16 protein-coding genes and 1 tRNA gene are annotated in these 23,728 nt (G+C 72.1%); 9 read left to right on the top strand and 8 right to left on the bottom strand.

The features are described from left to right. Window positions 1-17: 17 nt before the first annotated feature. The gene (locus MT346_RS03245) at window positions 18-509 is read right to left on the bottom strand and encodes a GNAT family N-acetyltransferase (protein ID WP_308221868.1); all 492 of its coding nucleotides are present in this window, start codon (window positions 507-509) and stop codon (window positions 18-20) included. Between the two features lie 9 nt (window positions 510-518). Next, the gene (locus MT346_RS03240) at window positions 519-2,003 is read right to left on the bottom strand and encodes an aminopeptidase P family protein (RefSeq protein ID WP_243561313.1); all 1,485 of its coding nucleotides are present in this window, start codon (window positions 2,001-2,003) and stop codon (window positions 519-521) included. 68 nt (window positions 2,004-2,071) lie between these two features. Here MT346_RS03240 and MT346_RS03235 point away from each other — a divergent pair, with 68 nt between their 5' ends. Beyond that, window positions 2,072-2,944 carry a PHP domain-containing protein gene (locus MT346_RS03235; protein WP_243561312.1) on the top strand — a complete coding sequence of 291 codons (873 nt, stop codon included), beginning with the start codon at window positions 2,072-2,074 and terminating at the stop codon, window positions 2,942-2,944. 183 nt (window positions 2,945-3,127) lie between these two features. Here the strand turns inward: MT346_RS03235 and MT346_RS03230 are convergent, their stop codons facing one another. Next, the gene (locus MT346_RS03230; RefSeq protein WP_243561311.1) at window positions 3,128-4,600 is read right to left on the bottom strand and encodes a DEAD/DEAH box helicase; all 1,473 of its coding nucleotides are present in this window, start codon (window positions 4,598-4,600) and stop codon (window positions 3,128-3,130) included. 83 nt (window positions 4,601-4,683) lie between these two features. Here MT346_RS03230 and MT346_RS03225 point away from each other — a divergent pair, with 83 nt between their 5' ends. After that, window positions 4,684-5,400, top strand: a complete 717-nt coding sequence (locus MT346_RS03225) for a ferritin-like fold-containing protein (protein WP_243561310.1) — start codon at window positions 4,684-4,686, stop codon at window positions 5,398-5,400. Between the two features lie 73 nt (window positions 5,401-5,473). Here MT346_RS03225 and MT346_RS03220 read toward each other — a convergent pair whose 3' ends face one another. Beyond that, window positions 5,474-5,779, bottom strand: a complete 306-nt coding sequence (locus MT346_RS03220; protein WP_243561309.1) for a hypothetical protein — start codon at window positions 5,777-5,779, stop codon at window positions 5,474-5,476. A gap of 7 nt (window positions 5,780-5,786) precedes the next feature. Further along, on the bottom strand, window positions 5,787-6,008 hold the full coding sequence (locus MT346_RS18315) for a DUF3107 domain-containing protein (protein WP_243561308.1): 222 nt from the start codon (window positions 6,006-6,008) through the stop codon (window positions 5,787-5,789). Between the two features lie 102 nt (window positions 6,009-6,110). On the opposite strand from MT346_RS18315, the gene MT346_RS03210 reads away from it, so the two are divergent. Continuing rightward, window positions 6,111-9,266: a UrvD/REP family ATP-dependent DNA helicase gene (locus MT346_RS03210; RefSeq protein ID WP_243561307.1), complete on the top strand. Its 3,156-nt coding sequence runs from the start codon at window positions 6,111-6,113 to the stop codon at window positions 9,264-9,266. Continuing rightward, on the top strand, window positions 9,263-12,505 hold the full coding sequence (locus tag MT346_RS03205) for an ATP-dependent DNA helicase (protein ID WP_243561306.1): 3,243 nt from the start codon (window positions 9,263-9,265) through the stop codon (window positions 12,503-12,505). The genes MT346_RS03210 and MT346_RS03205 overlap by 4 nt, the downstream gene beginning before the upstream one ends. A gap of 104 nt (window positions 12,506-12,609) precedes the next feature. Here MT346_RS03205 and MT346_RS03200 read toward each other — a convergent pair whose 3' ends face one another. Then, the gene (locus MT346_RS03200) at window positions 12,610-13,608 is read right to left on the bottom strand and encodes a phosphotransferase (RefSeq protein WP_243561305.1); all 999 of its coding nucleotides are present in this window, start codon (window positions 13,606-13,608) and stop codon (window positions 12,610-12,612) included. Between the two features lie 131 nt (window positions 13,609-13,739). Here MT346_RS03200 and nudC point away from each other — a divergent pair, with 131 nt between their 5' ends. Together nudC and MT346_RS03190 are read left to right on the top strand one after the other, a co-directional pair. Further along, the gene (nudC, locus tag MT346_RS03195) at window positions 13,740-14,675 is read left to right on the top strand and encodes an NAD(+) diphosphatase (RefSeq protein ID WP_243561304.1); all 936 of its coding nucleotides are present in this window, start codon (window positions 13,740-13,742) and stop codon (window positions 14,673-14,675) included. A gap of 5 nt (window positions 14,676-14,680) precedes the next feature. Further along, window positions 14,681-16,465: an ATP-dependent helicase gene (locus tag MT346_RS03190; protein WP_243561303.1), complete on the top strand. Its 1,785-nt coding sequence runs from the start codon at window positions 14,681-14,683 to the stop codon at window positions 16,463-16,465. On the opposite strand, the gene MT346_RS03185 is transcribed toward MT346_RS03190, so the two are convergent. Together MT346_RS03185 and MT346_RS03180 are read right to left on the bottom strand one after the other, a co-directional pair. Next, a complete protein-coding gene (locus MT346_RS03185) occupies window positions 16,356-17,213 on the bottom strand; it encodes a TOMM precursor leader peptide-binding protein (protein WP_243561302.1) in 858 nt (285 codons plus the stop codon). The genes MT346_RS03190 and MT346_RS03185 overlap by 110 nt on opposite strands. Window positions 17,214-17,323: 110 nt before the next feature. After that, on the bottom strand, window positions 17,324-18,721 hold the full coding sequence (locus tag MT346_RS03180) for a zinc-dependent metalloprotease (RefSeq protein ID WP_243561301.1): 1,398 nt from the start codon (window positions 18,719-18,721) through the stop codon (window positions 17,324-17,326). A gap of 126 nt (window positions 18,722-18,847) precedes the next feature. Here MT346_RS03180 and MT346_RS03175 point away from each other — a divergent pair, with 126 nt between their 5' ends. The 3 genes from MT346_RS03175 (at window position 18,848) to MT346_RS03165 (ending at window position 23,338) form a co-directional block, all read left to right on the top strand. Beyond that, complete coding sequence (locus tag MT346_RS03175) at window positions 18,848-19,957, top strand: PDZ domain-containing protein (protein ID WP_243561300.1); 1,110 nt, start codon at window positions 18,848-18,850, stop codon at window positions 19,955-19,957. A gap of 195 nt (window positions 19,958-20,152) precedes the next feature. Then, window positions 20,153-23,200, top strand: a complete 3,048-nt coding sequence (locus MT346_RS03170; RefSeq protein WP_374202496.1) for a UPF0182 family protein — start codon at window positions 20,153-20,155, stop codon at window positions 23,198-23,200. A gap of 61 nt (window positions 23,201-23,261) precedes the next feature. Beyond that, window positions 23,262-23,338 (top strand) — tRNA-Met (locus MT346_RS03165). Window positions 23,339-23,728: the final 390 nt, after the last annotated feature.

Below are 23,728 nucleotides of genomic sequence, written 5' to 3'. Positions count from 1 at the left end.
TCGACGCCGACCGCGCGCTACAGCACCTTGGAGTAGCAGGCGGACAGCGGAGCCCCGACGTAGGGGCCGAAGTTCGCGATGCGGGTGAAGCCCTCGCGTTCGTAGAACCGGATCGCGCGGGTCTGCGCCGGCCCGGTCTCGAGCACGAGCGCCGGTGACCCCAGGTCGAGCGCTGCCTCTTCCAGCCGCCGCAGGATCTGGGTCGCGACCCCGGCACCGCGGGACTCGCGCCGGACGTACATCCGCTTGATCTCGGTGATGCCGTCCTCGACCAGACGCAGTCCGCCGCAGCCGAGCGGGGTGCCGTCCTGGTCGCGCGCGACGAAGAACACCGCGATCGAATCGGCCGTGGGCTTGTCACCGGGTTCGGTGTCCCCGCCGTACGTGCTGTCGATCTCGATCCGCTGGGCAGCACGCAGGCGCATCGCATCCGGCGAGTCGAAGTGCTCGACGTCGATGACGATGGTCCGCGGGTCGGTGTGCTGCGGGGAAGCGTCGGGTGTGCTCACCCGCTCAGGCTAGCGCCCGGTGCGGGCGATCCACCCCTCCACTTCCGAGGGGGTCCGGGGGATGCCGACGGACAGGTTCTCGGCGCCGTCGGCGGTCACCAGGATGTCGTCCTCGATGCGGACGCCGATGCCGCGGAACTCCTCGGGCACGGTGAGGTCGTCCTGCTGGAAGTACAGGCCGGGCTCGATCGTGAACACCATGCCGGCCTCGACGACCCCGTCGATGTAGAGCTCACGCCGGGCCTTGGCGCAGTCGTGCACGTCGAGTCCGAGGTGGTGGCTCGTGCCGTGCACCATGTAGCGGCGGTGGAACTGGTTGTCGGGCTGCAGGGACTCGTCCGCCGAGACCGGCAGGAAGCCCCACTCGGCCGTCTTGCGGGCGATGACCTGCATCGCGGTGGCGTGCACCTGGCGGAACGTGATGCCCGGCTTGACGATGGCGAACGCGGCGTCGGCGGCTTCGAGCACGGCGTCGTAGACCATCCGCTGCACCGGGGTGAAGGTGCCGCTGACCGGCAGCGTGCGGGTGATGTCGGCCGTGTAGAACGAGTCGACCTCGACCCCGGCGTCGATGAGGATCAGGTCGCCCGGCTGGACGGCGCCGTCGTTCCGGGTCCAGTGCAGGATGCACGCGTGGTGACCGGACGCCGCGATGGTGTCGTAGCCGACCGTGTTGCCGTCGGCGCGGGCGCGACGGTTGAACGTGCCCTCGATGATGCGCTCACCGCGGGGGTGCGCCAGGACCGCGTCGAAGTCGGCGATCACGTCGGCGAAGCCGTTGCCGGTGGCGTCGACGGCCTTGCGGAGCTCGTTGACCTCGTACGGGTCCTTCACGAGCCGCAGCTCGGACAGGTCGCGTGCCAGGACGTCGTCCGACGCGGGGGCGTCATCGGTCTCGCTGACACCGCCCACCGGCGTCCCGAGACGGCCGTCGAGCGCCCGGGTCAGGTCGGTGTCGGCGTCGCGCACGACCAGCACCGAGGCATCGACGGCGTCGAGCACGGCGTCGAGCTCACCCAGGTCGGCCGTGGCCACGCCGAGGTCAGCCGCCACCTCGTCGAGCGAGGGACGCGGCCCCACCCAGAACTCGCCGATCTCGGGGTTCGCGTAGAACTCCTCGGAGTCACGACCGGCCGTGGCACGGAAGTACAGGGTGGCGTCGTGCCCGGAGCCGTTCGGGGTCATGACGAGGACGGAGCCGACGACCGTGTCGGTGCCCCAGCCGGTCAGGTGCGCGAACGCGGAGTGCGGTCGGAACGGGTAGTCGCAGTCGTTCGAGCGGACCTTGGCGGTGCCGGCGGGGACGACCAGCGTGCGACCGGTGTGCCGTGCCGAGATCGCCGCGCGGCGTTCGGCAGCGAACGGTGCCTGTTCGCGGAGTGCGGGGACCGGACGGTCACGCTCGGCCCACTGGGACCCGATGAAGTCCTTGAAGGTCGAGGAGCCGGGGGTGGTGGAACGGTTGCTCGTCGCGCGAGGAGTCGTATCGGCCATGCCCCCATCATCGCACCGCACCGGACGTGCGGCCTGTGTGGTCCCACACCTGTGGATACGATTGGGCGGTGCCCGACCCGTTCATCGACCTGCACACGCACTCGAGTGTCTCCGACGGCACCGAGCCGCCCGTCGCGCTCGTGCGTGCAGCGGCCGCCGCCGGACTCGACGGCGTTGCCCTGACCGACCACGACACGACCTCGGGGTGGTCCGATGCGATCGCCGTGGCGCACGAGCTCCCGATCACCCTGGTGCCTGGGCTCGAACTGAGCACGCGGGTGGGCTACCGGAGCGTGCACGTGCTCGGCTACCTGGTCGACCCCGACGACCCGGGCCTGACCGCCGAGACCGAGCGCATCCGCGACGGACGACTGGCCCGGGCCCGGCGCATGGTCGACCGCATCGGCGCGGACCACCCGATCACGTGGGACGACGTCCAGGCCCAGGCCAGCCCCGGTGCGACGATCGGACGCCCGCACATCGCCGACGCGCTGGTCGCCCTCGGGCTGGAGTCCGACCGCAGCGCGGCGTTCCGCGGCATCCTGCACCCGGCCTCGGGGTACTACGAACCGCACGAGGCCCCGACGCCACTGCGGGGTGTCGAACTCATCCGTGCGGCGGGTGGCGTGCCCGTGATCGCCCACCCGGCTGCGAGCGCGCGTGGCATCGTCATCGACGAACCCGCACTCCGCGAACTCGTCGACGCGGGCCTCGGCGGGCTCGAGGTCGACCACCGCGAGAACACGGCGCACGGCAAGCGCACCCTGCTGGAGTGGGCGGACCGCTACGGCCTGTTCGTGACGGGTTCCAGCGACTACCACGGCACCGGCAAACCGAACCGGCTCGGCGAACACCGCACGGCCCGACGCTCGTTCGACACGATCGTCGCGCAGGCCACCGGAGCGACCCCCGTCGTCGGCCCGGGCTCCCGCCTGGCCTGACGCCCGCGTCGTCGTCGCGGAAGCGACAGATCCGGCCCCGCGCGTGCGTCGTTCTCGCGAAAGCGACAGTTCGCCGCCGGATGTCGGGCGGGTTCTGTCGCTTTCGCAGATGAGGACGGCGTGGCGGGGACGACGAAGGCCCGTCGCGTCAGCGACGGGCCTTCGTTCGACTGCCTGGAGGCGCTACTCGCCGTCCGACGTCTGCTGCGGTGCCGAGGCGGTCGCCTCGCCCCCCGTGCCGGCTCCGCGCCGGCGGCGACGGCGACGGCGCTTGGGTGCCGAGTCGTCGGCGTCCGTGCTCTCGGCACCGGCGCTCTCGACCCGGGGTGCGGATTCCGCAACCGGCGCTGCGGGCTGCTCGGAGCCTCCGGTGCGGGTCCGACGACGCGGCGCGTCACCTGCGTCACGCGGCTGCCGCGGGGGACGCGAACTCGCGCGCTCGGGGGTGCCGGCCGACGCGGCGTGCGACGACGACCCGGGCAGGCGGCCCTTGGTGCCCTGGGGGATGTCGAGCTCCTCGAACAGGTGCGGCGAGGACGAGTAGGTCTCGACGGGCTCGGGGATGCCGAAGTCGAGCGCCTTGTCGATCAGCGTCCACTTGTGCATGTCGTCCCAGTCGACGAACGTGACCGCGATGCCGGTCTTGCCCGCGCGACCGGTGCGGCCGGCGCGGTGCAGGTAGGTGTCCGGGTCGTCCGGGATCGTGTGGTTGATGACGTGCGTGACGTCGTCCACGTCGATGCCGCGGGCGGCGACGTCGGTCGCGATCAGCACGTCGCGCTTGCCGGCCTTGAACGCCGCCATCGCACGCTCGCGCTGCTCTTGGTTCAGGTCACCGTGCACCGCCGCGGCGTTGAACCCGCGGTCCTTGAGCTCCTCGACCAGCTTGGCCGCGGCGCGCTTGGTGCGGGTGAAGACCACGGTCTTGCCGCGACCCTCGGCCTGCAGGATGCGGGCGATGACCTCGTCCTTGTCGAGCGAGTGCGCGCGGTAGACCAGGTGCTTGATGTTGGCCTGCATGAGGCCTTCGTCCGGGTCTGTCGCACGGATGTGGACCGGACGCGTCATGAAGCGCCGGGCGAGTGCGACGATCGGCGCGGGCATCGTGGCCGAGAACAGCATCGTGTGCCGCACGTCGGGCACGGCCTGGAAGATCCGCTCGATGTCCGACAGGAACCCGAGGTCGAGCATGCGGTCGGCTTCGTCGAGCACGACTTCCTGCACGTGCGACAGGTCGAGCAGGCGCTGGCGCTGCAGGTCGATCAGGCGTCCGGGGGTGCCGACGACGATCTGCGCACCCGCCTTGAGCTGCTCGATCTGGCCCTCGTACGCCTTGCCGCCGTAGATCGAGACGATCGTGGTCGGGCGGTTCGAGGTCGCGACCTCGAGGTCCTCGGTCACCTGGACCGCGAGTTCACGGGTCGGGACGACCACGAGGGCCTTCACGCCGTGGGCGGGGTCGGCGCCGAGCCGCTGGATGAGGGGCAGGCCGAACCCGAAGGTCTTGCCGGTACCGGTCTTCGCCTGGCCGATGATGTCCTGGCCGGTGAGTGCGAGCGGGATCGTCTGTTCCTGGATCGGGAAGGGCTCGATGATGCCCTTGCCGGCGAGCGCATCGACGATGTCCTGCTCGATGTTGAGGTCTGAGAAAGTCAAGAAGGTCACCCTGTCCTATCGGGGAGTCCCGGTCAGTCTACCGGGGTGCGGGGCCGTGCCCGTCGCGGCCCTATGCTGGGGGCGTGGTGTCGTGGTGGAACCGGAAGCGCGCGGCGCAGCTCGCAGCCCAGTGGCTCGCGTCGCGGAACCCGAAGAACGCCGCCCAGACGGAGCGTCTGCAGCTCGACGACGTCAGTCCCGAACTCGACGTGTACCTCGGGCAGGCCGCGTACCTGCAGCTGTCCCTGTACGAGACGATGGGGCGTGCCGGAGCCTCGGCGCCGACGCTGTCCGGACGGCTGGTCACGGGCGTGCTCGCGACGACCGCGCTCGAACGGCACCGGTCCATCGTGGCCGAGATCGAGCGCACGGGCGACGACCCGGCCGACCTGATGGCGCCGCACCGCGAGGCGATCGACCGCTTCGTCGAGCGCACGAGTGGTGCCGACTGGTACGAGTCGATGCTGACCGGCTACGTCACTGCCGGCATCCTGAACGACCTGTTCGCCAACCTGCTGCGGTCGCTGCCGGCCGACGTGCAGCAGCGACTGAAGACCGTGTTCGACCCGCGTGAAGAAGCCGCGGTGGTCGAGGAACTCAGCGCCCGGATCGAAGAAGAGCCGCTGGTGTCGTCGCGCCTGGCGATGTGGGGTCGGCGGCTGGTCGGCGACACGCTGCTGGTCGCGCGGTCCGCGCTGGCGTCGCACGCCCGTCAGGACCAGTCGCGGCTGGAACCCGTGTGGACCGAGTTGATCGCGGCGCACACCCGGCGCATGGACGCCCTCGGGCTGACCGCCTGAGCGACCGTCCCCGATCGATCGACCGCTCGGATCGACCGCTCGACCGCTCGGCCGGGAGGCCGTGGTTGCCCGGTCAGGCCGGGCGACCGCCGCGGGACCTGACGGTCTCGAACCAGTCCTCGTCCTGCGCCGTGCGGCGTCGGCCGAGCAACCACTCGACCGCGAGCGGGACGGCGAAGGCACCGACCAGGGCGACGACCCAGATCCAGGTGCCGTCGTACCGCCAGCCCGCCCAGGTCAGTGCTTCCCACAGCACGGCTGCGGTCACGCCGCCCACCGCTGGCGCGAGCAGCTGCCCGCGGGTCGACCGCCACGGCAGCACCACGTGGGCGACCGCGCCGCAGATGATGCCGCCGAGGACGGCGAACAGGAGTTCCACGGCGGTGTTACGCCACGAAGCCGATGCGACGCGCTTCTTCGGCGCCGAACTCGACGTACGCCAGGGCGGCGGCCGCGACGACGTACTTGCGGCCCTTCTCGTCCTGCAGGGACAGGTGGGTCTGCGAGGTGAGTGCCTCGGAGACGGCCTGCTCGATCTCGTCGGCGGTCTGCTTCGTCTCGAAGGCGAGCTCGCGCGGGCTGTTGATGATGCCGATCTTGATGTCCACGTGCTCACCATATCCGAGCGGGTCCACGGGGTCGTGTGGCGTTCGCCGCGGGCGCACGGAGGGGCGCTGAGCGATGTCGGCCGCGCTCGGTACGGTACCCACGTGCCACAGACCACGCTGACGCCCGCTCCCGCGCCGACGGGCGTGGCGCGAGCCCTGCTGGCGGACCCCGCGCAACAGTCCGTGCTCGACCTGCCCGACGGGGTGCACGCGGCGGTGATCGGCGCACCGGGGACCGGCAAGACGTCGACGCTCGCGCGGCTCGTCGCTGCCCGGCTCCGTCGTGCCGATGCGCTCAGCCCCGACGGACACGCGTCCGTCCTGGCGCTGACGTCGGCGCGCGCCGCTGCCACGGCGCTGCGCGACCAGCTCGCCGTGTCCGCACCGCGCGTGACCCCGGGCGCGCTCGCCCGCACGGTGAACTCGCTGGCGTTCCAGATCGTCGCCCACGCGGCCGCCGAACAGGGGCAGCCCGCACCGACGCTGCTGACCGGCGGCGAGCAGGACCGCATCCTCGCCGACCTGCTCGCGGGCCACGAGACCGACGGCGCCGGCCCCGCGTGGCCCGACCCCATCACAGCGGTGGTCCGCGAGCGCGCGGGGTTCCGCACCGCGCTGCGCGACGTCATGATGCGCAGCGTCGCCGCCGGGGTCGAACCCGACGACATGCGTGAACTCGCCGACGACCACGGCCGACCCGAGTGGCGGGCGGTCGGCGACCTGGTGGACGAGTACCGCGCGGCGCTCACGGCCTTCCGCACGACCAGCCTCGACGCCGCCGAGCTCGTCGCCTTCGCCACGGCTGCAGTGCTGCGCGGTCAGGTCCCCCCGTCGGTCGCGGCACTCCGGCTCGTGGTCGTCGACGACACGCAAGAGCTGGTCGAGGGCGAGATCGCCCTGCTCGGTGCCCTGGCCCGGTCGGGGGTGCAGGTCGTGGCCTTCGGCGATCCGGACATCGCGGCGTCGGCGTTCCGCGGCGCCGAACCCGACGTGCTCGGGCGGCTCGCTGTCCGGCTCGGGGTGGACCGTGTGCAGGACGTCGTCCTCGGTACCGTGCACCGGCACCCGGCGGCGATCCGCGCACTCGTGTCCGCGGTGACCGCACGTGTCGGCGCCGCGGCTGCCGGTCGGCAGCGCACCGCGGTCGCCGTCGACACCGACGGCCGCCCGGACGCGGTGCTGCACCTCGAAGCGGGCAGCCGATCGGCACTCGTCGTCGCCGTGGCCCGTCGGCTGCGTGAACACCACCTGCTCGACGGGGTCCCGTGGCACCGGATGGTGGTCGTCACCCGCAGCGGCGCGGCCATACCCGAGCTGGTCCGTGCGCTCTCGGTGGCCGAGGTCCCCGCCACCGCCGGAGCCGCTCCGACCCGGCCCCGCGACGACTCCGCCGCACGGGCACTCATCGACGCCGCCGCGGTCGCGCTCGGCGTGGTGCCGCTCGACGCCGCGCTCGCGACCGCGTTCGCCACCGGACCGCTCGGCGGGCTCGACACCCTGGCCATGCGCCGGCTGCGGCTCGCCCTGCGGCGCGAGGAACTGGCCGGCGACGGCACCCGGACGGCCGACGAACTGCTGGTCGACGCGCTCGGCGCCCCGGAACGGCTGGCCACGGTCGACGCCGCCTTCGCCCGGCGTGCGACCCGGCTGGCACGCAGCCTGGTGCAGGCACGCACGGATGCCGAGTCCGGCGCCAGCATCGAGGAGATCCTCTGGGGGCTGTGGGAACGCAGCGGGCTGGCGGGAGTCTGGGGCGGACAGTCCGCGGCCGGTGGGGTCGGCGCGGGCGAGGCCGACCGGCACCTCGACGCCGTGGTCGGGCTGTTCACCGCGGCCAAGCGCTTCGTCGAGCGCACGCCCGACGCTCCGGCACGGGTGTTCGTCGACGACCTGCTCGGCGCCGACCTGCCCGAGGACAGCATCGGCCCGGACCGCACGGCCGGGCGTGTCCGGGTGCTCACGCCCTCGGCGACGATCGGTCTCGAGACCGACGTGGTGGTCGTGCTCGGGCTGCAGGACGGCGTGTGGCCGAACACCCGCGTGCGCGGCAGCCTGCTGGACCCGGACGGTCTGGTCCGCGCGGCACAGGGCATCGACCACGTCCCGGTCGACGACCGCGCCGCCGTGGTCGCCGACGAACTCCGGCTGTTCGCCCGGGCCGTCTCGCGCGCCACGACGCAGGTGGTCATCGGCACGATCGCCAACGACGACGAATCGCCGTCACCCTTCGTCCGGTTGGTACCGATGCCTCCCGACCGGCAGCCCTCGGCGCACCCCCTGTCGCTGCGTGGACTCGCCGGGTCGCTCCGTCGGCGGGTGGTGACCACCGGTGACCACGAGGCCGCATCCGCGCTGGCACGGCTCGCCCAGGCCGAGGTGCCCGGGGCCTCGCCGGACGACTGGTACGGCACGGTCGAACCCACCACGGACGACCCGCTGGTCGACCTCGACGGCGCGCCGGTCGACGACCCGGTCACCGGTGAACCGACCCCGCCGACCGTGGCCGTGTCACCGTCGCGCATCGGCACCTTCGAGGAGTGCCCCGTGCACTGGTTCGTGCAGACCTTCGGCGGTGGTGCGCCGAGCCCCGCGATGGGCATCGGCACGATCGTGCACGAGGCGATGGAGCACGCGACCGCGATCGACGTCGAGTCCCTGTGGGCCAGTGTCGAAGCGCGCTGGGGCGAACTCACCTTCGAGTCACCGTGGATCGCCGACCGCGAACGTGCCCGCACCCGCCGCATGATCGAGGGGCTGAGCGACTACCTGCGGACCTTCGCCAGCGCCGGTCGCCAGCTGCTCGGCGCCGAGACCTCGTTCGCGCTCGTCACCGGACCGGCGCGCATCCGCGGCAGCATCGACCGGATCGAGGTCGACCCCGAGGGCCGGGTCAGTGTCGTCGACCTGAAGACGGGGCGCTGGATGCCGAGTGAGAAGAACGACATGCCCGAGCACCCGCAGCTCGGCGCGTACCAGCTCGCGGTCGAGGACGGCGCGGTCGAGGGTGTCCCCGCCGGCGCACCCATGACCGACGCCCGGCTCGTCTTCGTCCAGAACCCGCGGAGCGGGCAGGCCTACTCCGAGCGCACGCAGCACGCGTTCGACCCCCAGGCGCGTGAGGCCTACCGCGAGCGCCTGCACACCGTCGCCCGTGGCATGGCCGGACGGACCTTCGTGGCGAACGTCGACGACCACTGCGAGAAGGCGCGTACGGGTGTGGAGTGCCGCATCCACGTCGTGGGAGAGGTGACCTGGTGACCGACGAGCTCCTGACCCAGACGGACGTCGTCGCCGGCGCACCACCCCGGTACGGTGCCGACGCGATCGCCGACGCCCTCGGCCGGCCCCGTCCCACCGAGCAGCAGCGCGCCGTGATCGAGTCGCCGCTCGCTCCGGCCCTGGTCGTCGCCGGCGCGGGCAGCGGCAAGACCGAGACGATGGCGTCGCGCGTGGTCTGGTTGCTGGCGAACGGAGCCGTGCGCCCCGACCAGGTGCTCGGACTGACCTTCACCCGCAAGGCCGCCGGTGAGCTCTCGATCCGGATCAACGACCGGATCGGCGCGCTCGAGGACGCCGGCCTGATCACCCCCGGCGACGCCTTCGAAGCGCCGACCGTGTCGACCTACAACGCCTTCGCCAACAGCGTCTTCCGCGAGAACGCCCTGCTCGTCGGGCGCGACGGGGAGTCCCAGGTGCTGACCGAGCCGTCCGCGTGGCAACTGGCCCGACGGGTCGTGGTGGCCGCGCGCGACGACCGGCTGGCCGGACTCGACCGCAACGTCGACACCATCACCGCCGCGGTCGTCGCGCTCGCCGGGGCCGCGTCCGAGCACCTGGTCGAACCGGCCCGGCTGCGGCAGTTCGCGATCGAGTTCTCCGGCCTGCTCGACCTGCCCGGCAACCGCGGCAAGCCCTACGCCGCGATCACCCAGGCGGTGGCAGCGATCGGCGCGCTCGAACCCCTCACCGACCTGGTCGAGGAGTTCCGTCGGCAGAAGGTCGACCGCGGCTTCGTCGAGTTCTCGGACCAGATCGCCCTGGCACTCGCCGCGGCCGAAGCGGCACCGCGTGTGGTCGACGAGCTGCGGGCACGGTTCCGCGTGGTGCTGCTCGACGAGTACCAGGACACCTCGGTCGTGCAGACCCGGTTCCTCGCCCGGCTGTTCCGCGCACACCCCGTCATGGCGGTGGGGGACCCGCACCAGTCGATCTACGGGTTCCGGGGTGCCAGCGCCGCGAACCTCGCCCGCTTCCCCCGCGACTTCGGCGACGGAACACGTGCCGACCGCGCACCGCGCACGTTCGCGCTGTCGACGAGCTGGCGCAACCCGGTCGACGTGCTCGCCGGCGCCAACGCGGTCGTCGCGCCGCTCTCCGCAGCCAGCGAGGTCGACGTCGAGCGGCTCACCCCACGACCCGGCGCCGCCGCGGGTGTCGTGGACGCCGTGTTCACCGAGACCCTGCCCGACGAGGCCGCCGCCGTCGCCGCGTGGTTCGCCGACCACCGCCGACGCAACCCGAGTGGCTCGATGGCGCTGCTGCTGCGTGCCCGCAAGGACCTGGCGGCGTTCACCGGGGCGTTCACACACCTCGGGGTCCCGTTCCACGTGCTCGGCACTGGCGGGCTGCTGCAGCGCCCGGAGATCGTCGACCTGGTGGCGTGTCTGCGGGTCCTGCACGACCCGGCCGCGGGCAACGACCTGATCCGGCTGCTCGCCGGCGCGCGGTGGCGGGTCGGCGCGGCGGACATCGCCGCACTGCACGGCCTGGCGTCGTGGTTGTTCAAGCGGGACCACACGCAGCAGCGCCTGGACGACGAAGTCACCGCGGCGTTCCGGGCCTCGGTCGCGGTCGGCGAGCACGGGTCCGTCGTCGATGCGCTCGACTTCGTCGCCGTCGCGCCGGACGACCACGGCGCGCTCGAGGGCATCACGCCGGCGGGCCGCGACCGGATGCGACGCCTCGGGCAGCAGCTGGCCGCACTCCGCGCCCGCGCAGCCGGTGACCTGGTCGACTTCGTGACGCTCGTGGTGCAGGAGATGCACCTGGACATCGAGGTCGCCGCGCACGAGCAGGGCAGCGCCGCGTACCTCGACGCCTTCGTCGACGAGCTCGCGGGCTTCGTGTCCACCGACGACCGGGCCGACCTGGGCGCCTTCCTCGGGTGGATCGACGCAGCAGCCCGCCGCGACGACATGGGTCCGCGTTCCGAGGAACCCGAGGCCGGCACGGTGCAGGTGCTGACGATCCACGGGTCGAAGGGGCTCGAGTGGGACGCGGTCGCCGTCCCCCGGATGGTCGAGGGCGCGCTGCCCGCCCGGCCGCAGGAAGGCTCGACGGGATGGCTCGGGTTCGGTCGCCTGCCGTACGAGTTCCGCGGCGACGCCGACGAGCTGCCACGGCTCGACTGGCGTGGTCACGACTCCCAGAAGGACGTCACGCTCGCGATCGAGGCGTACAAGGACGAGGTGAAGGCCCGCAACGAGGACGAGGAACGCCGCCTGACCTACGTCGCACTGACACGGTCGCGGCACGAGCTGCTGGTCAGTGGGTCGTTCTGGGCCGGCGGCGTGAAGCCGATGCAGCCGAGTCGCTACCTGGCAGACCTGGTCGACGCCGGCGTGGTCGACGGCGCGCGGGTGCCCGAGACGACCGAGCACGAGACCAACCCGCTCGGCGACGCCGGCGCGACCCAGAGCTGGCCGCACGTGCCGTACGGCGAGCGGGCCCCGCGTGTGCTGGCCGCCGCCGAGCGCGTCCGCAACGCCAACCCGGGTGCTGCCGGACGGTTCGCGGCCGACATCGACCTGTTGCTGGCCGAACGCCGGGCCGCCCGTTCGGCGAAGCACCGGGTCGTCGTGCCGCACCGCGTGCCCGCGTCCGGGTTCAAGGACTACCTGACCGAACCGGACAAGGTCGCCGAACGGCTCCGTCGCCCCATGCCGGAGCGGCCCTACCGCGCGACCCGGCTCGGCACGCTGTTCCACCAGTGGGTCGAGCAACGCGGCCGGTCCGGGGGATCGCTCGAGACGCTCGACGCGTGGGACGGCGAACTCGACCTCGACGTCGACGACGGTCCGGCAGCCACGCCGGACGCTGCGGTGAGCGACGACGACGCCCGCCGGCTCAGCGAGTTCCAGGCGACGTTCGCCCGGTCACGCTGGGCCGAGCTCACGCCGGTCGAGGTCGAGCGTGAGATCCACATCCCGTTCCTCGGGCACAGCGTCGTGTGCAAGCTCGACGCCGTCTACGCGATCGACGGCCGGCTCGAGGTCGTCGACTGGAAGACCGGCAAGGCACCCACCGGAGCCCGGGACCTGGAACGCCGCCAGTTGCAGCTCGCGCTGTACCGGGTGGCCTACGCCGAGTTCACCGGACGCCCGGTGCAGGACGTCGACGCGGTGTTCTACTTCGTGGCCGACGACCTCGAGGTGCGGCCCACGAGTCTGCTCGACCGTGCCGGTCTCGAACAGGCCTGGACGGCGGCCGTCGGCTGACCCACCGGGTGGCACGGACGTGGCGGACCGGCACCGGGCCTCCAGTCGGGACGATCGGACGACCGGACGACCGGAACGCCGGACGACCGGCCGACGGGACGGCGTCAGCCGTGCTTGCGCTCGGTCGTCGACAGCAGCTGCTCGACCTCGCCGATCTCCATCGTGTCGGGCGAGACCGACTGCAGCGGCGCCGCCGACGGCGCGTGCACCGCGTCGACCAGCCGGTGCATCATCGCGACGGCGTCGTCGACGACCTCGGTGCTCTTGCCCTGCACGCCGTGCAGCAGCCACTGCGCCGTCTCGAGCTCGTGGTACACCCGAGCGCGCTGGGCGAGCTGCCGGTCACGGCCGCCGCCGTTCGCCTCGTAGGCGCTGAGGACGGTGGGGAAGGCCTCGCGCGGCCCGGCGAGCACCCAGGCCAGGTCCTTGGCAGGGTCGCCCAGACGGAGCTCGCCCCAGCCCAGGACGCCGGTGACGTCGTCGCCCTGCACGAGCAGCGCCTCGGTGCCGACGGAACCGTGCACCACGGTCGGCGTGAACTGCCAGAGCTGCTGGTCGCGTGCGGCACCCTCCCAGCGCTCCTGCAATGCGGCGGGCACGAGCTTGGTCGCGACCGCGCGGTCCATGACGGACACGGCGGAACGCAGCACCTCGAACGGCGTGAGCGAGGGCAGACCGGCGTCGGTGACGAAGCTGGTGGGCAGCTGGTGGACCGCGGCCAGTGCGCGGCCCACGCTGGTGGCGAGCTCCGGACGCTCGCCGAGCGTCCGCAGGGTCGGGTGCGTCCCCGGCACGTAGCTGGTGACGATGGCACGGGTCGAGCCGATGGGCGCCTGACCGCGGTACTCGGCGACGGCGAACGGGAGGCGCGACCGGATCCCGGCGCTCAGCGCACGGATCGCGACCAGGTCGGCCGACTGCCGTGCTTCCGCCCGCTGGTTGCGCGGACGCCGGATGGCCGAGTGGACGCCGTCGGCGTGTCGGACCACGGCGGACTCGTAGTCGCCCGCGGCGATCGAACCGAGGGTGCGCGTGCCCGTGACGACGAGTCCGGGCACGGCCGTCGTCGCCAACGCCGCTAGAGTGAACTGGGATCCCGCCATGTCCTCAGGGTAGGTCCGCCGAGGACCCAGACCGTGCGCGCCACACCGTGCGCACCAGGCCGTGGCCACATCCAGCCGTGGCCACTCCCACCGGCCCGGTCCCGACACGACACCGACCCGAGGAGTCCCACGTGACCGTGGAGTTCGCCGCTCGCCTCCCGCTCGCCCGCAACGAACTCGACCGCGACGCCGAGTTCCGCACCACCCCCGACGTCGGGCGTGTCCTGCGCGACGATGCCGCCACCCGGTTCCTGCCGGTGCACGGCGCCGCGATGCTGCGGAACGCCGACGGCACCCTGCGGTTCGTGGCCGCGGACGACGTGCCCGAGTCCGCTCCGCTGGTGTACCTCGGTCGCTCGCTGGCCGACGCTGCCGATGCGCCCGCCGGCACCCGGTTCGCCGCCGCCCTGGTCGACGCCGACACCGCACGTCGGATCGAGCCGGACGACGCCGCGTGGGAGAACCTGCGCATGTTCGGCACCGAGCTCTCCGCACGCGACCAGGGCCTGGCGGTCGAGGCCGTCGCGATGGCGAACTGGCACGCGGTGCACGGGTTCTCGCCGCGCACGGGGTCGGACACCGAGGTCGTGACGGGCGGTTGGGTCCGCCGCGACGACCAGGGCCACGAGCTGTTCCCGCGCACCGACGCCGCCGTGATCGTCGGCGTGGTGGACCGCGACGACCGGATCCTGCTCGGCTCGAACGCCGCGTGGGACCAGGACCGCTACTCGCTGCTCGCCGGGTTCGTCGAGCCGGGAGAGTCACTCGAGGACGCCGTCCGCCGCGAGGTGTTCGAGGAGTCCGGCGTGCACGTCGAAGAGCCCGAGTACCTCGGCTCGCAGCCGTGGCCGTTCCCCGCATCGCTGATGGTCGGGTTCCGCGCCCGTGCACTCGACGGCGACCCGTCGACGGTGCGCCCGGACGGTGTCGAGATCCTCGACGTGCAGTGGTTCTCACGCGACGACATCCGCGACCGCGCCGGTGACACGCTGCAGCTGCCGGGCCGGACGTCGATCGCGCGGGCGATCATCGAGGAGTGGTACGGCGGCCCGCTGGACCTGCCGTGACCCCGGTGACCCCGGTGCCCCCGGTGCCCCCGTCGACCCCGTCGACCCCGGCGCCCTCCGGTCGACCACCGGCCCAGCCGCCGTCGCCCGAGGCGCTGCTCGCCGCCCTCGACGCCGAGCAGCGGACCGTCGCGACGACCCTGCTCGGTCCGGTCGCCGTGCTGGCCGGTGCCGGTACCGGCAAGACCCGGGCGATCACGCACCGCATCGCGTACGGGGTCGCGACGGGCACCTACTCGCCCGGACACGTCCTGGCGTTGACGTTCACCACGCGAGCGGCTGGGGAGCTCCGCAGCCGTCTCCGCGCGCTCGGAGCCGGTGCGGTGCAGGCCCGGACGTTCCACGCCGCGGCGATGAGTCAGCTCAGCTACTTCTGGCCGGACACCGTCGGCGGGCACGCGCCCCGGATCGTGGAGTCCAAGGCGCGGATCATCGCGCACGCGGCGGACACCGTCGGCATGCGGGTCGACAAGCCCGTGCTGCGCGACCTGGCTGCCGAGGTCGAGTGGCGGAAGGTGCAGCGACTCACCCTCGACGAGTACGAGGCCGCTGCTGCCGACCGGGTGATGCCCAGGGACACCTCGCCGGCACGGGTCATCGACCTGATGCGCGCGTACGAGCGGCTGAAGGACGACCGCCGGCAGATCGACTTCGAGGACGTGCTGCTCGCGACGCTCGGCATGGTCGAGTCCGAGCCGCGCGTGGCGAGCTACGTCCGGCAGCAGTACCGGTTCTTCGTCGTCGACGAGTACCAGGACGTCTCACCCGTCCAGCACGACCTGTTGCGGGCCTGGCTCGGCGGCCGGCAGGACCTGTGCGTCGTCGGGGACGCCAGCCAGACCATCTACTCGTTCGCCGGGGCGTCCAGCCGGTACCTGCTCGGCTTCGGGTCGGAGTTCCCCCGCGGGTCCGTGCTGCGTCTTGAACGGAACTACCGGTCGACACCCCAGGTCGTGCACGCCGCCAACGCCCTGATGCGCGGACAGCCGGGTGCGCTCGACCTGGCGGCGCAGTCCACCGAGCCCGGACCGGAACCCTTCGTGGTGCCGTGCGCGCACGACGGCGACGAGGCGCAGACCATCGCCCGGCACATCACCGAGCTGGTCGGCGCGGGCGCGGCGTACGGCGACTGTGCCGTGTTGTTCCGGGTCGGGGCGCAGTCCGCGGCGCTCGAGGCCGCGCTCGGTCGGAACGGGATCCCGTACCGGGTGCAGGGCGGGACTCGGTTCTTCGACCGGCCCGAGGTCAAGCTCGCGGTGCACCACATGCGGGGCGAGGCGATCCGGCAGACCGACGACGAACTCACCCGCCGCGTCGGGCTCGTGCTGCAGGTCAGTGGCTGGACCCCGACTGCGCCCGAGGGCACCGGAGCGGTGCGCGAGCAGTGGGAGGCCCTGCAGGCGATCATGGGCCTGGCCGAGGACGCACCCGCCGGCACGACGATGCAGGAGTTCACGCAGGACCTGGTCGACCGCGCCGCGACCCACCACGAGCCCGACCTGGACGCCGTGACGCTGGCGACGCTGCACTCGTCGAAGGGCCTGGAGTGGCCGAACGTGGTGATCACCGGGGCGTCCGAGGGACTGCTGCCGATCTCGCACGCCACCACCGATGACGAGGTCGACGAGGAACGACGGCTGTTCTACGTCGGACTGACCCGTGCACGGCGCACCGTGACGATCACGTGGTCACGACAGGGGTCCATGCGCGGAGGTGCCCGGGGCCCGAGCCGGTTCCTGGCAGCGCTCGACACGCGCAGCGCGGGTGCGGTGCCGTCGGGCGACGCGTGACGGACAGGTCGTCCCGCTCGAAGACGAGCTGGTCGACCCCCGCGGGTGTCGTCGTCCGGGGGAGTCGTTCGACGACGAGCCGGGTGACGGCCGCCGCGACGGCGGCCGTGCGGTAGGGCGAGAGCGGTGCGGCGGGTCGCCCCCAGACCTGCGCGGCGATGGCCGGCCACGCGGGGTCGTCGTCGACGTGGGCGTACTCGAGACACTGCAGGCAGGGCCCGGCACCGGGGACCAGGAACGGCCCGACCCGGACCCGCCCGTCGCTCACGACGACGGGCAGGTGCGGGACCCCGCGGCGGCTCCAGGTCGCGCGCACCGCGGGATCGACGACGTGGTCGGCGACGAGCACGGCAGCGCGGGGTTCCGGATCGGGCAGCCGGACGGGACCACCGCGTGGCGCGGTGGTGCGGACCACGGTGACGCCTTCGCCGGTCAGGTACGCGTCGACGGCGTCGGACACCGGCCCGGACCCGTGGACCTCGATCCGGGTGAGCGGTTCGGGGAGCGTGTCGAGCACCGCGGGCGACGCGGCGCCGAGCACGCGCGCCGCGACCTCGGGACGACACCCGACGCTCGTGGCGACACCGGCCATGGCGTCGCGGCCCGTCTCGGTCCGCAGCGCCAGCAGGAAGCGTTCCTCGGCCGTGGTCGGGACCGTGACCACGGCCCGCGGCGGATCCACGCCGAGCTGCACCGTGGACGGGTCGCGCCAGACGAGCTCGAGTGTCGGATCGATGCGGATGCCCATGGCTCCACCGTGCCGGAGGCGACCGGCGGCCGGGGGAGCCTCGGGGTGATCTGTGGAGAACCGGCGGGACCGCCGCCCTGGGGACGGACCGCCGCGGGCCTCCGGGACGATCAGCGCGGAGCGCTGTCCGAGCCGGCCTCGGGCTCGTCGCCCTCGATGCCACCGGACTCGTCCTCGTGCGGGCGCGTCCCCGTGGCGTCGTTGAGCAGGTCCTCGAGCGCCTTGTCGAACTCGTCGTCGGCCGGGGTCTGCCCCGGGTTCCGCAGGCGGGCGACCAGGGCCTCGGGCGCGTCGATGTCGTCGCTGCCGGGGACCAGGTCGAACGCGGCCCACAGCCCGTCGCGCTGCTCGGCACCGAGCTCGTCGGTCACGCGCTGCCACATCGCCGCGGCCTCGCGCAGTCGGCGCGGGCGGAGTTCGAGACCGACCAGCGTGGCGAAGGCGGACTCGGCCGGGCCGCCGGCCGCACGGCGGCGACGCACGGTCTCGGCGATCGCACCGGAGCGGGGCAGGCGGGCGGTCGCCGCTGCCGTGACGGTGTCGACCCAGCCCTCGACCAGCGCGAGCATCGTCTCGAGCCGGGCGAGTGCGGCGTCCTGCTCGGGAGTGCGGGGCGGGATCAGTGCACCGGACGCCAGTGCGTCACGCAGCTGCTCCTGGTCGGTCGGGTCGATGTCGGCGGCCAGTTCCTCGACCCGGTCGAACGGGATGTGGATGCCGCGGGCGTACTCGGTGATCGAGGAGATGATGTGCAGCCGGAGCCAGCGTGCCGACCGGAAGAGCCGGGCGTGGGCGAGTTCGCGGACCGCCAGGTAGATGCGGACCTCGTCGTCGGGGACGTCGAGGCCCTCGGCGAACTCCGCGACGTTCTGCGGCAGCAGCGCGGCCACCTGCTCGTCGAGCAGCGGGACGCCCACGTCGCCACCGGACACCACTTCCTTCGCGAGCTGCCCGACGACCTGGCCGAGCTGGATCGCGAACAGCGCACCGCCGACGCCGCGCATCGCCTTGGAGACGTCGCCGAGCATGGCCTTGAGCTCTTCGGGTGCGCGCTGGTCGATCGCCTCGGTCAGGGCGTCCGCGATGCTGGCGGCCACCGGCTCGGCGATCTGCGTCCACACCGGGGCGGTCGCCTTCGCCCACTGTTCGCGCGTGTACAGGCTGGGGGTCGCGGTGAGCTCGGCGACGGTGGTGACCTCGTCGAGCCACAGCGCGGCCACCTGGAACGCCTGGTCACTGGCCTGGCTGGTGGCCGGGTCGACCCCGTGCGAGCCGTCCTCGGCGATGTCGACGGCGCGCTCGGCGGTCACCGAGAAGTCGATGCCGTCGCCACCGTTCTGCGCGGCCTGCTGGAGCTGGCTCATCAGGTTCGCGACGAAGGCCGGGTCGTTGGGCAGTCCGGCGGCACCGGCCAGCTGCGAGGGGTCGATCTGCCCCTCGCCGGCGAGGAGCTTGCGGAGCATCTCCTGGAAGTCGTCGTCCGGCCCCGGCTGCGGTTCATCAGGCATGCCGACTACGCTAATCCCCGCTCGTGGGGCCGCACCTGGGACGGCCCCGTGGGAACGCCCATCCGGCTGCGCCGAGGGCGAACAACCGGGCCGCGCGGCCCGGTCCCGTTCCTCGGAAGGACCCCGTTGACCCGCTTCGCCCCCGAGCCCCGTCGTCGCTCCCGCTCCCGCACCGTCGGGTGGGTCCTGGTCGTCGGTGCCGTCGTGCTCGCGATCGTGGCGAGCGTCCTGCCGAGCCCCTACGTCATCGAGCTGCCCGGACCGGTCTTCAACACGATCGGCACGCAGCAGCAGGGCACGGGCAAGGACGCGAAGCAGGTCGAGCTGATCCAGATCGACGGCCGCAAGACCTACCCGACCTCGGGCGCGCTCGACATGCTGACCGTCAGCGTCGAGGGCACCGCCACGCAGCGGCCGGCCTGGACGAGCGTCATCCGGGCGCTGTTCACGAAGTCGCAGGCGGTGGTCCCCGCGTCGGCGATCTACCCGCCCGGCACGACCACCGAGCAGGTGAACCAGCAGGACGCGGCGGACATGACGAACTCGCAGCAGTCGGCCGTCGCCGCCGCGATGATCCAGCAGGGCATCCGCGTCCCGACGAGGCTCGAGGTCGGCACCGTCGGCCAGGGGACCGCCGCACAGGGCACGATCCGCAAGGGCGACGTCATCACCGCGTTCGACGGCACCTCGCTCACCACCGATGCCGACGCCACCACGTTGCGTGACCTGGTCGCGAAGCACGGCACGACCTCGCCCGCCACGGTGACGATCACCCGCGACGGCACCTCGCGCGACGTGCAGGTGACCCCCCGCGAACAGAGCGGCACGCCGCTGCTCGGTGTCGGGGTGGTCGAGCGGTACGACTTCCCGTTCGACGTGTCCATCAAGCTGCAGGACGTCGGCGGGCCGTCCGCGGGCATGATGTTCGCGCTCGGGATCATCGACGAGATCACGCCGGGCGAGCTCAACGGCGGCAAGCACGTCGCGGGCACCGGCACCATCACCGCGGACGGCCAGGTCGGCCCGATCGGCGGCATCCGCCAGAAGCTCTACGGGGCGAAGGCCGCCGGTGCGACCGTGTTCCTGGCACCCGCGTCCAACTGCGACGAGGTCGTCGGGCACGTCCCCGACGGGCTCGACGTCTACGCCGTGAAGACCCTGGACCAGGCGGTCACCGACCTGCAGACGGTCGCGAGCGGGAAGAGCACGGCCGGTCTGGCGACCTGCGGTTCCTGACCACCGCCTGCACGGCGGGGACCGCGTGACGCGCGTCGCGTGGCGGAGTCTGCCGCGCCTCCCGTCCGGCCTGGAGGCCCGGGGCACGTTCCTGAGTTCGGGTACAGGTTGGCTGTCGGCCGCGTCCCATAGGATCGTGGGACTGACGGCCCGGTGCGCCGGGCCGGCCGGTCCGACACGTCTGGAGCACATCACGTGACGACACCCTCGTCCACCACGTCCACCGCGGGACGGCGTTCGCCGCGCGTCCCCATCGTGGTCACGATCATCGTGCTCGCGGCACTGGTGATCGCCTTCTTCATCTTCGCCAGCCTGTACACGGACTACCAGTGGTTCGCGCAGCTCGGGTTCCAGCAGGTCCTCACGACCAGGTGGTTCGCAGGATCGGCGATGTTCCTCGCCGGCTTCCTCGGCATGGCGATCCCGGTGTACGTCAGCATCCTGCTGGCGTTCCGGTTGCGGCCGGTCTACGCCAAGCTCGGCTCGCAGCTCGACCGGTACCAGCAGGTCATCGAGCCGCTCCGCCGCGTCGTGATGATCGGCATCCCGGTCGTCCTGGGCATCTTCGCGGGACTCGCGACGGCGCCGCGCTGGAGCATGGTGCTCGAGTACTTCAACCGGACCCCGTTCGGCAAGACGGACCCGCAGTTCGGGCTCGACATCGGCTTCTACGTCTTCGAACTGCCGTTCTGGCGCTCGGTCGTGGCGTACGCGTCGGCCGTGGTGCTCATCGCCGGGCTCGCCGCCGTTGCCGCCAGCTACCTGTACGGCGCCATGCGGTTCGGCGGGCGCGAGGTCCGCATCTCCCGCGCCGCCCGCGTGCAGCTCGCCGTGACCGCAGCGGTCTACATCGCCCTGCAGGCCGTCAGCCTGTGGCTCGACCAGTACGCCGCCCTGACCAAGAGCAACTCGCTCATCACGGGTGCGCAGTACACCGAGGTGAACGCGACCATCCCGGGTCGCGAGATCATGGCGGGCATCGCGGCGATCGTCGCGATCCTGTTCATCGTGACCGCGGTGATCGGCCGCTGGCGCATCTCGATCGTCGGCACCGGGCTGCTGCTCGTGTCGGCCATCGTCATCGGCGGCATCTACCCGTGGATCGTGCAGCGCCTGCAGGTCGCACCGTCCGAGCGGTCGTTCGAGTCGGCGTACATCCAGCGCAACATCGACGCCACCCGCGACGCGTACGACGTCGCCGGGGTCAAGGAGTCGAACTACGACGCCACCACCGAGACCGCCTCCGGGGCTCTGGCGCAGGACGCCCAGACGACCACGAACATCCGCCTGATCGACCCGAAGATCGTCTCCGACACCTTCAGCCAGCTGCAGCAGTCGCGGCAGTACTACCAGTTCCCCAAGGAACTCGACGTCGACCGGTACGACATCAAGGGCCAGACCGAGGACACCGTCATCGCGGTGCGCGACATCGACCTCGACGGACTGAGCAGCGCGGCCAACACGCAGTACAACCGCACGTTCGTGTACACGCACGGCTACGGCGTCTCGGCGGCGTACGGCAACCAGCGTGCCAGCGACGGCAAGCCCGTCTTCCTCGAGTCCGGCATCCCCTCGACCGGTGCGCTCGGCGACTACCAGCAGCGCGTGTACTTCGGCGAGACCTCACCGCCGTACTCGATCGTCGGCGCGCCGAAGGGCACGAAGAACGTCGAGCTCGACTACCCGTCGGGGTCGGACAGCTCGAACGCGGCGAACGGCGGCAACGCGACCACGACCTACCAGGGCGACGGCGGGCCGAGCATCGGCAACTTCTTCAACCGGTTGGTCTACGCGGCCAAGTTCCAGTCCGAGCAGATCCTGCTGTCGAACGCGGTGAACCCGGACTCGCAGATCCTGTACGACCGCGACCCGCTCACCCGTGTGCAGAAGGTCGCGCCGTACCTGACGCTCGACAGCGACGCGTACCCGGCGATCGTCGACCACCGTCTGCAGTGGATCGTCGACGGCTACACGACCTCTGACGCGTACCCGTACTCGCAGAGCCAGAGCCTGTCGGACAGCATCAACGGCACCGAGAACTCGACGTTCCGCACCGACCAGGTGAACTACATCCGCAACTCGGTGAAGGCCACGGTCGACGCCTACACGGGCAAGGTGACGCTCTACAGCTGGGACACCAAGGACCCCATGCTGAAGACGTGGCAGAAGATCTTCCCGACGTCGATCAAGCCGGTCTCCGAGATGAGCGCCGAACTCCTGGACCACGTCCGGTACCCGACCGACCTGTTCAAGGTGCAGCGGTCGATCCTCGGCACGTACCACGTCACCAACGCGAACTCGTTCTACTCCGGTGACGACGCCTGGACCACCCCGTCCGACCCCACCGCGAGCTCGAACGACAGCGACGCGGCGTCCACCACCACGACCACCACGACGAACGCACTGGGGACCCAGACGACGGCGGCACGGGCTGACCAACAGGACCCGTACTACCTGACGATGAAGGTCCCAGGGCAGGGGACCGCGTACACGCTCTACACGACGTACATCCCGCAGCAGACGGGCTCGAACGCGCGGAACGTGCTGACGGGGTACCTCGCCGTGGACTCGGACGCCGGCGGTGCCGGCAAGGGCAAACGCTCGTCCGGGTACGGCAAGCTCACGCTGTTGACCATTCCGAAGACGGACAACATCCCGGGCCCGCTCCAGGTGCAGAACCTGTTCAACTCGGACACCACGGTGTCGCAGGAGCTGAACATCCTGAAGCGCGGCAACAGCACGGTGAAGCAGGGCAACCTGCTGACGCTGCCCGTGGGCGGTGGGTTCCTCTACGTGCAGCCCGTCTACGTCCAGTCGACGTCGAGCGGCTCGTACCCCCTGCTGCAGAAGGTCCTGGTGGCCTTCGGCGACAAGATCGCGTTCGAGGACACCCTCGACGAGGCGCTCAACCAGCTGTTCGGCGGCGACTCGGGTGCATCGGCCGGCGACTCGGGTGCCGCGGGCTCGGGGTCCTCGTCGGGTTCGGACTCGGGCTCGAGTGGCTCCGGGTCGACCGACTCCGGCTCCACCGGTTCGGGTTCGACGGGCTCGGGGTCGACTGGCTCAGGCACGCAGAGCCCGGCACTGCGTCAGGCTCTGGCCGACGCAAGTGCTGCCCTGCAGGACCGCCAGCAGGCCTACGCCGACAACGACCTGGTCGCAGCGGCCGAGGCGGACAAGCGGCTGCAAGAGGCGATCAACGCCGCGGTCGATGCCGAGGACAGCACCGGGTCGGGCAACTGACCCTCGGGCGGGGCGCTCGATTTGGCGCCCCGCTCGAACCCGTGTAGTGTTACAGACGTGCCGCGGGGTGGAGCAGTTCGGTAGCTCGCTGGGCTCATAACCCAGAGGTCGTAGGTTCAAATCCTGCCCCCGCAACCAACGCGTCACAGAAGCCCCGGTCCATTCGGACCGGGGCTTCTTCGTGTGCCCGGGTGTCTGACCGCCCCGGCACGTCGTCGCTCGGGTCTCGGGTCCCGGGTCCCGCTGCCGCTCGTCCCGTCGACTGGCGCGGATCCGCCCGCCCGCCGTGCCCGCCGTGCCCGCCGTGCCCGCCGTGCCGCGTGACCCGCGCCCGCCGTTCCCTGCGCCCCGCGTCCTCACGCGAGCGGGCGAAATGCCGTGGTTCGCGTCGACGGGGACTGTGCGGTTCCGCCCGTTCGCGCTCCACGCCCCGCATTGCTCCGCCGTGCTCCGAGTTCCCACGCGAGCGGGCGAAACACCGGCGTGCGGAAGGCGGGGGACCGTGCGGTTCTGCCCGCTCGCGGACAT

The sequence above is a fragment of the Curtobacterium sp. VKM Ac-2922 genome (genome assembly GCF_022815645.1).
In the GTDB taxonomy this organism is placed as follows: domain Bacteria; phylum Actinomycetota; class Actinomycetes; order Actinomycetales; family Microbacteriaceae; genus Curtobacterium.
This window is presented reverse-complemented; position numbering and strand designations above follow the sequence as displayed.

Excerpts from the sequence above, each read along its gene's own strand:
- MT346_RS03240 (WP_243561313.1), bottom strand. The coding sequence starts at position 2,003 with ATGGCCGATACGACTCCTCGCGCGACGAGCAACCGTTCCACCACCCCC.
- MT346_RS03200 (WP_243561305.1), bottom strand. The coding sequence starts at position 13,608 with ATGGCGGGATCCCAGTTCACTCTAGCGGCGTTGGCGACGACGGCCGTG.
- MT346_RS03185 (WP_243561302.1), bottom strand. The coding sequence starts at position 17,213 with ATGGGCATCCGCATCGATCCGACACTCGAGCTCGTCTGGCGCGACCCG.
- MT346_RS03180 (WP_243561301.1), bottom strand. The coding sequence starts at position 18,721 with ATGCCTGATGAACCGCAGCCGGGGCCGGACGACGACTTCCAGGAGATG.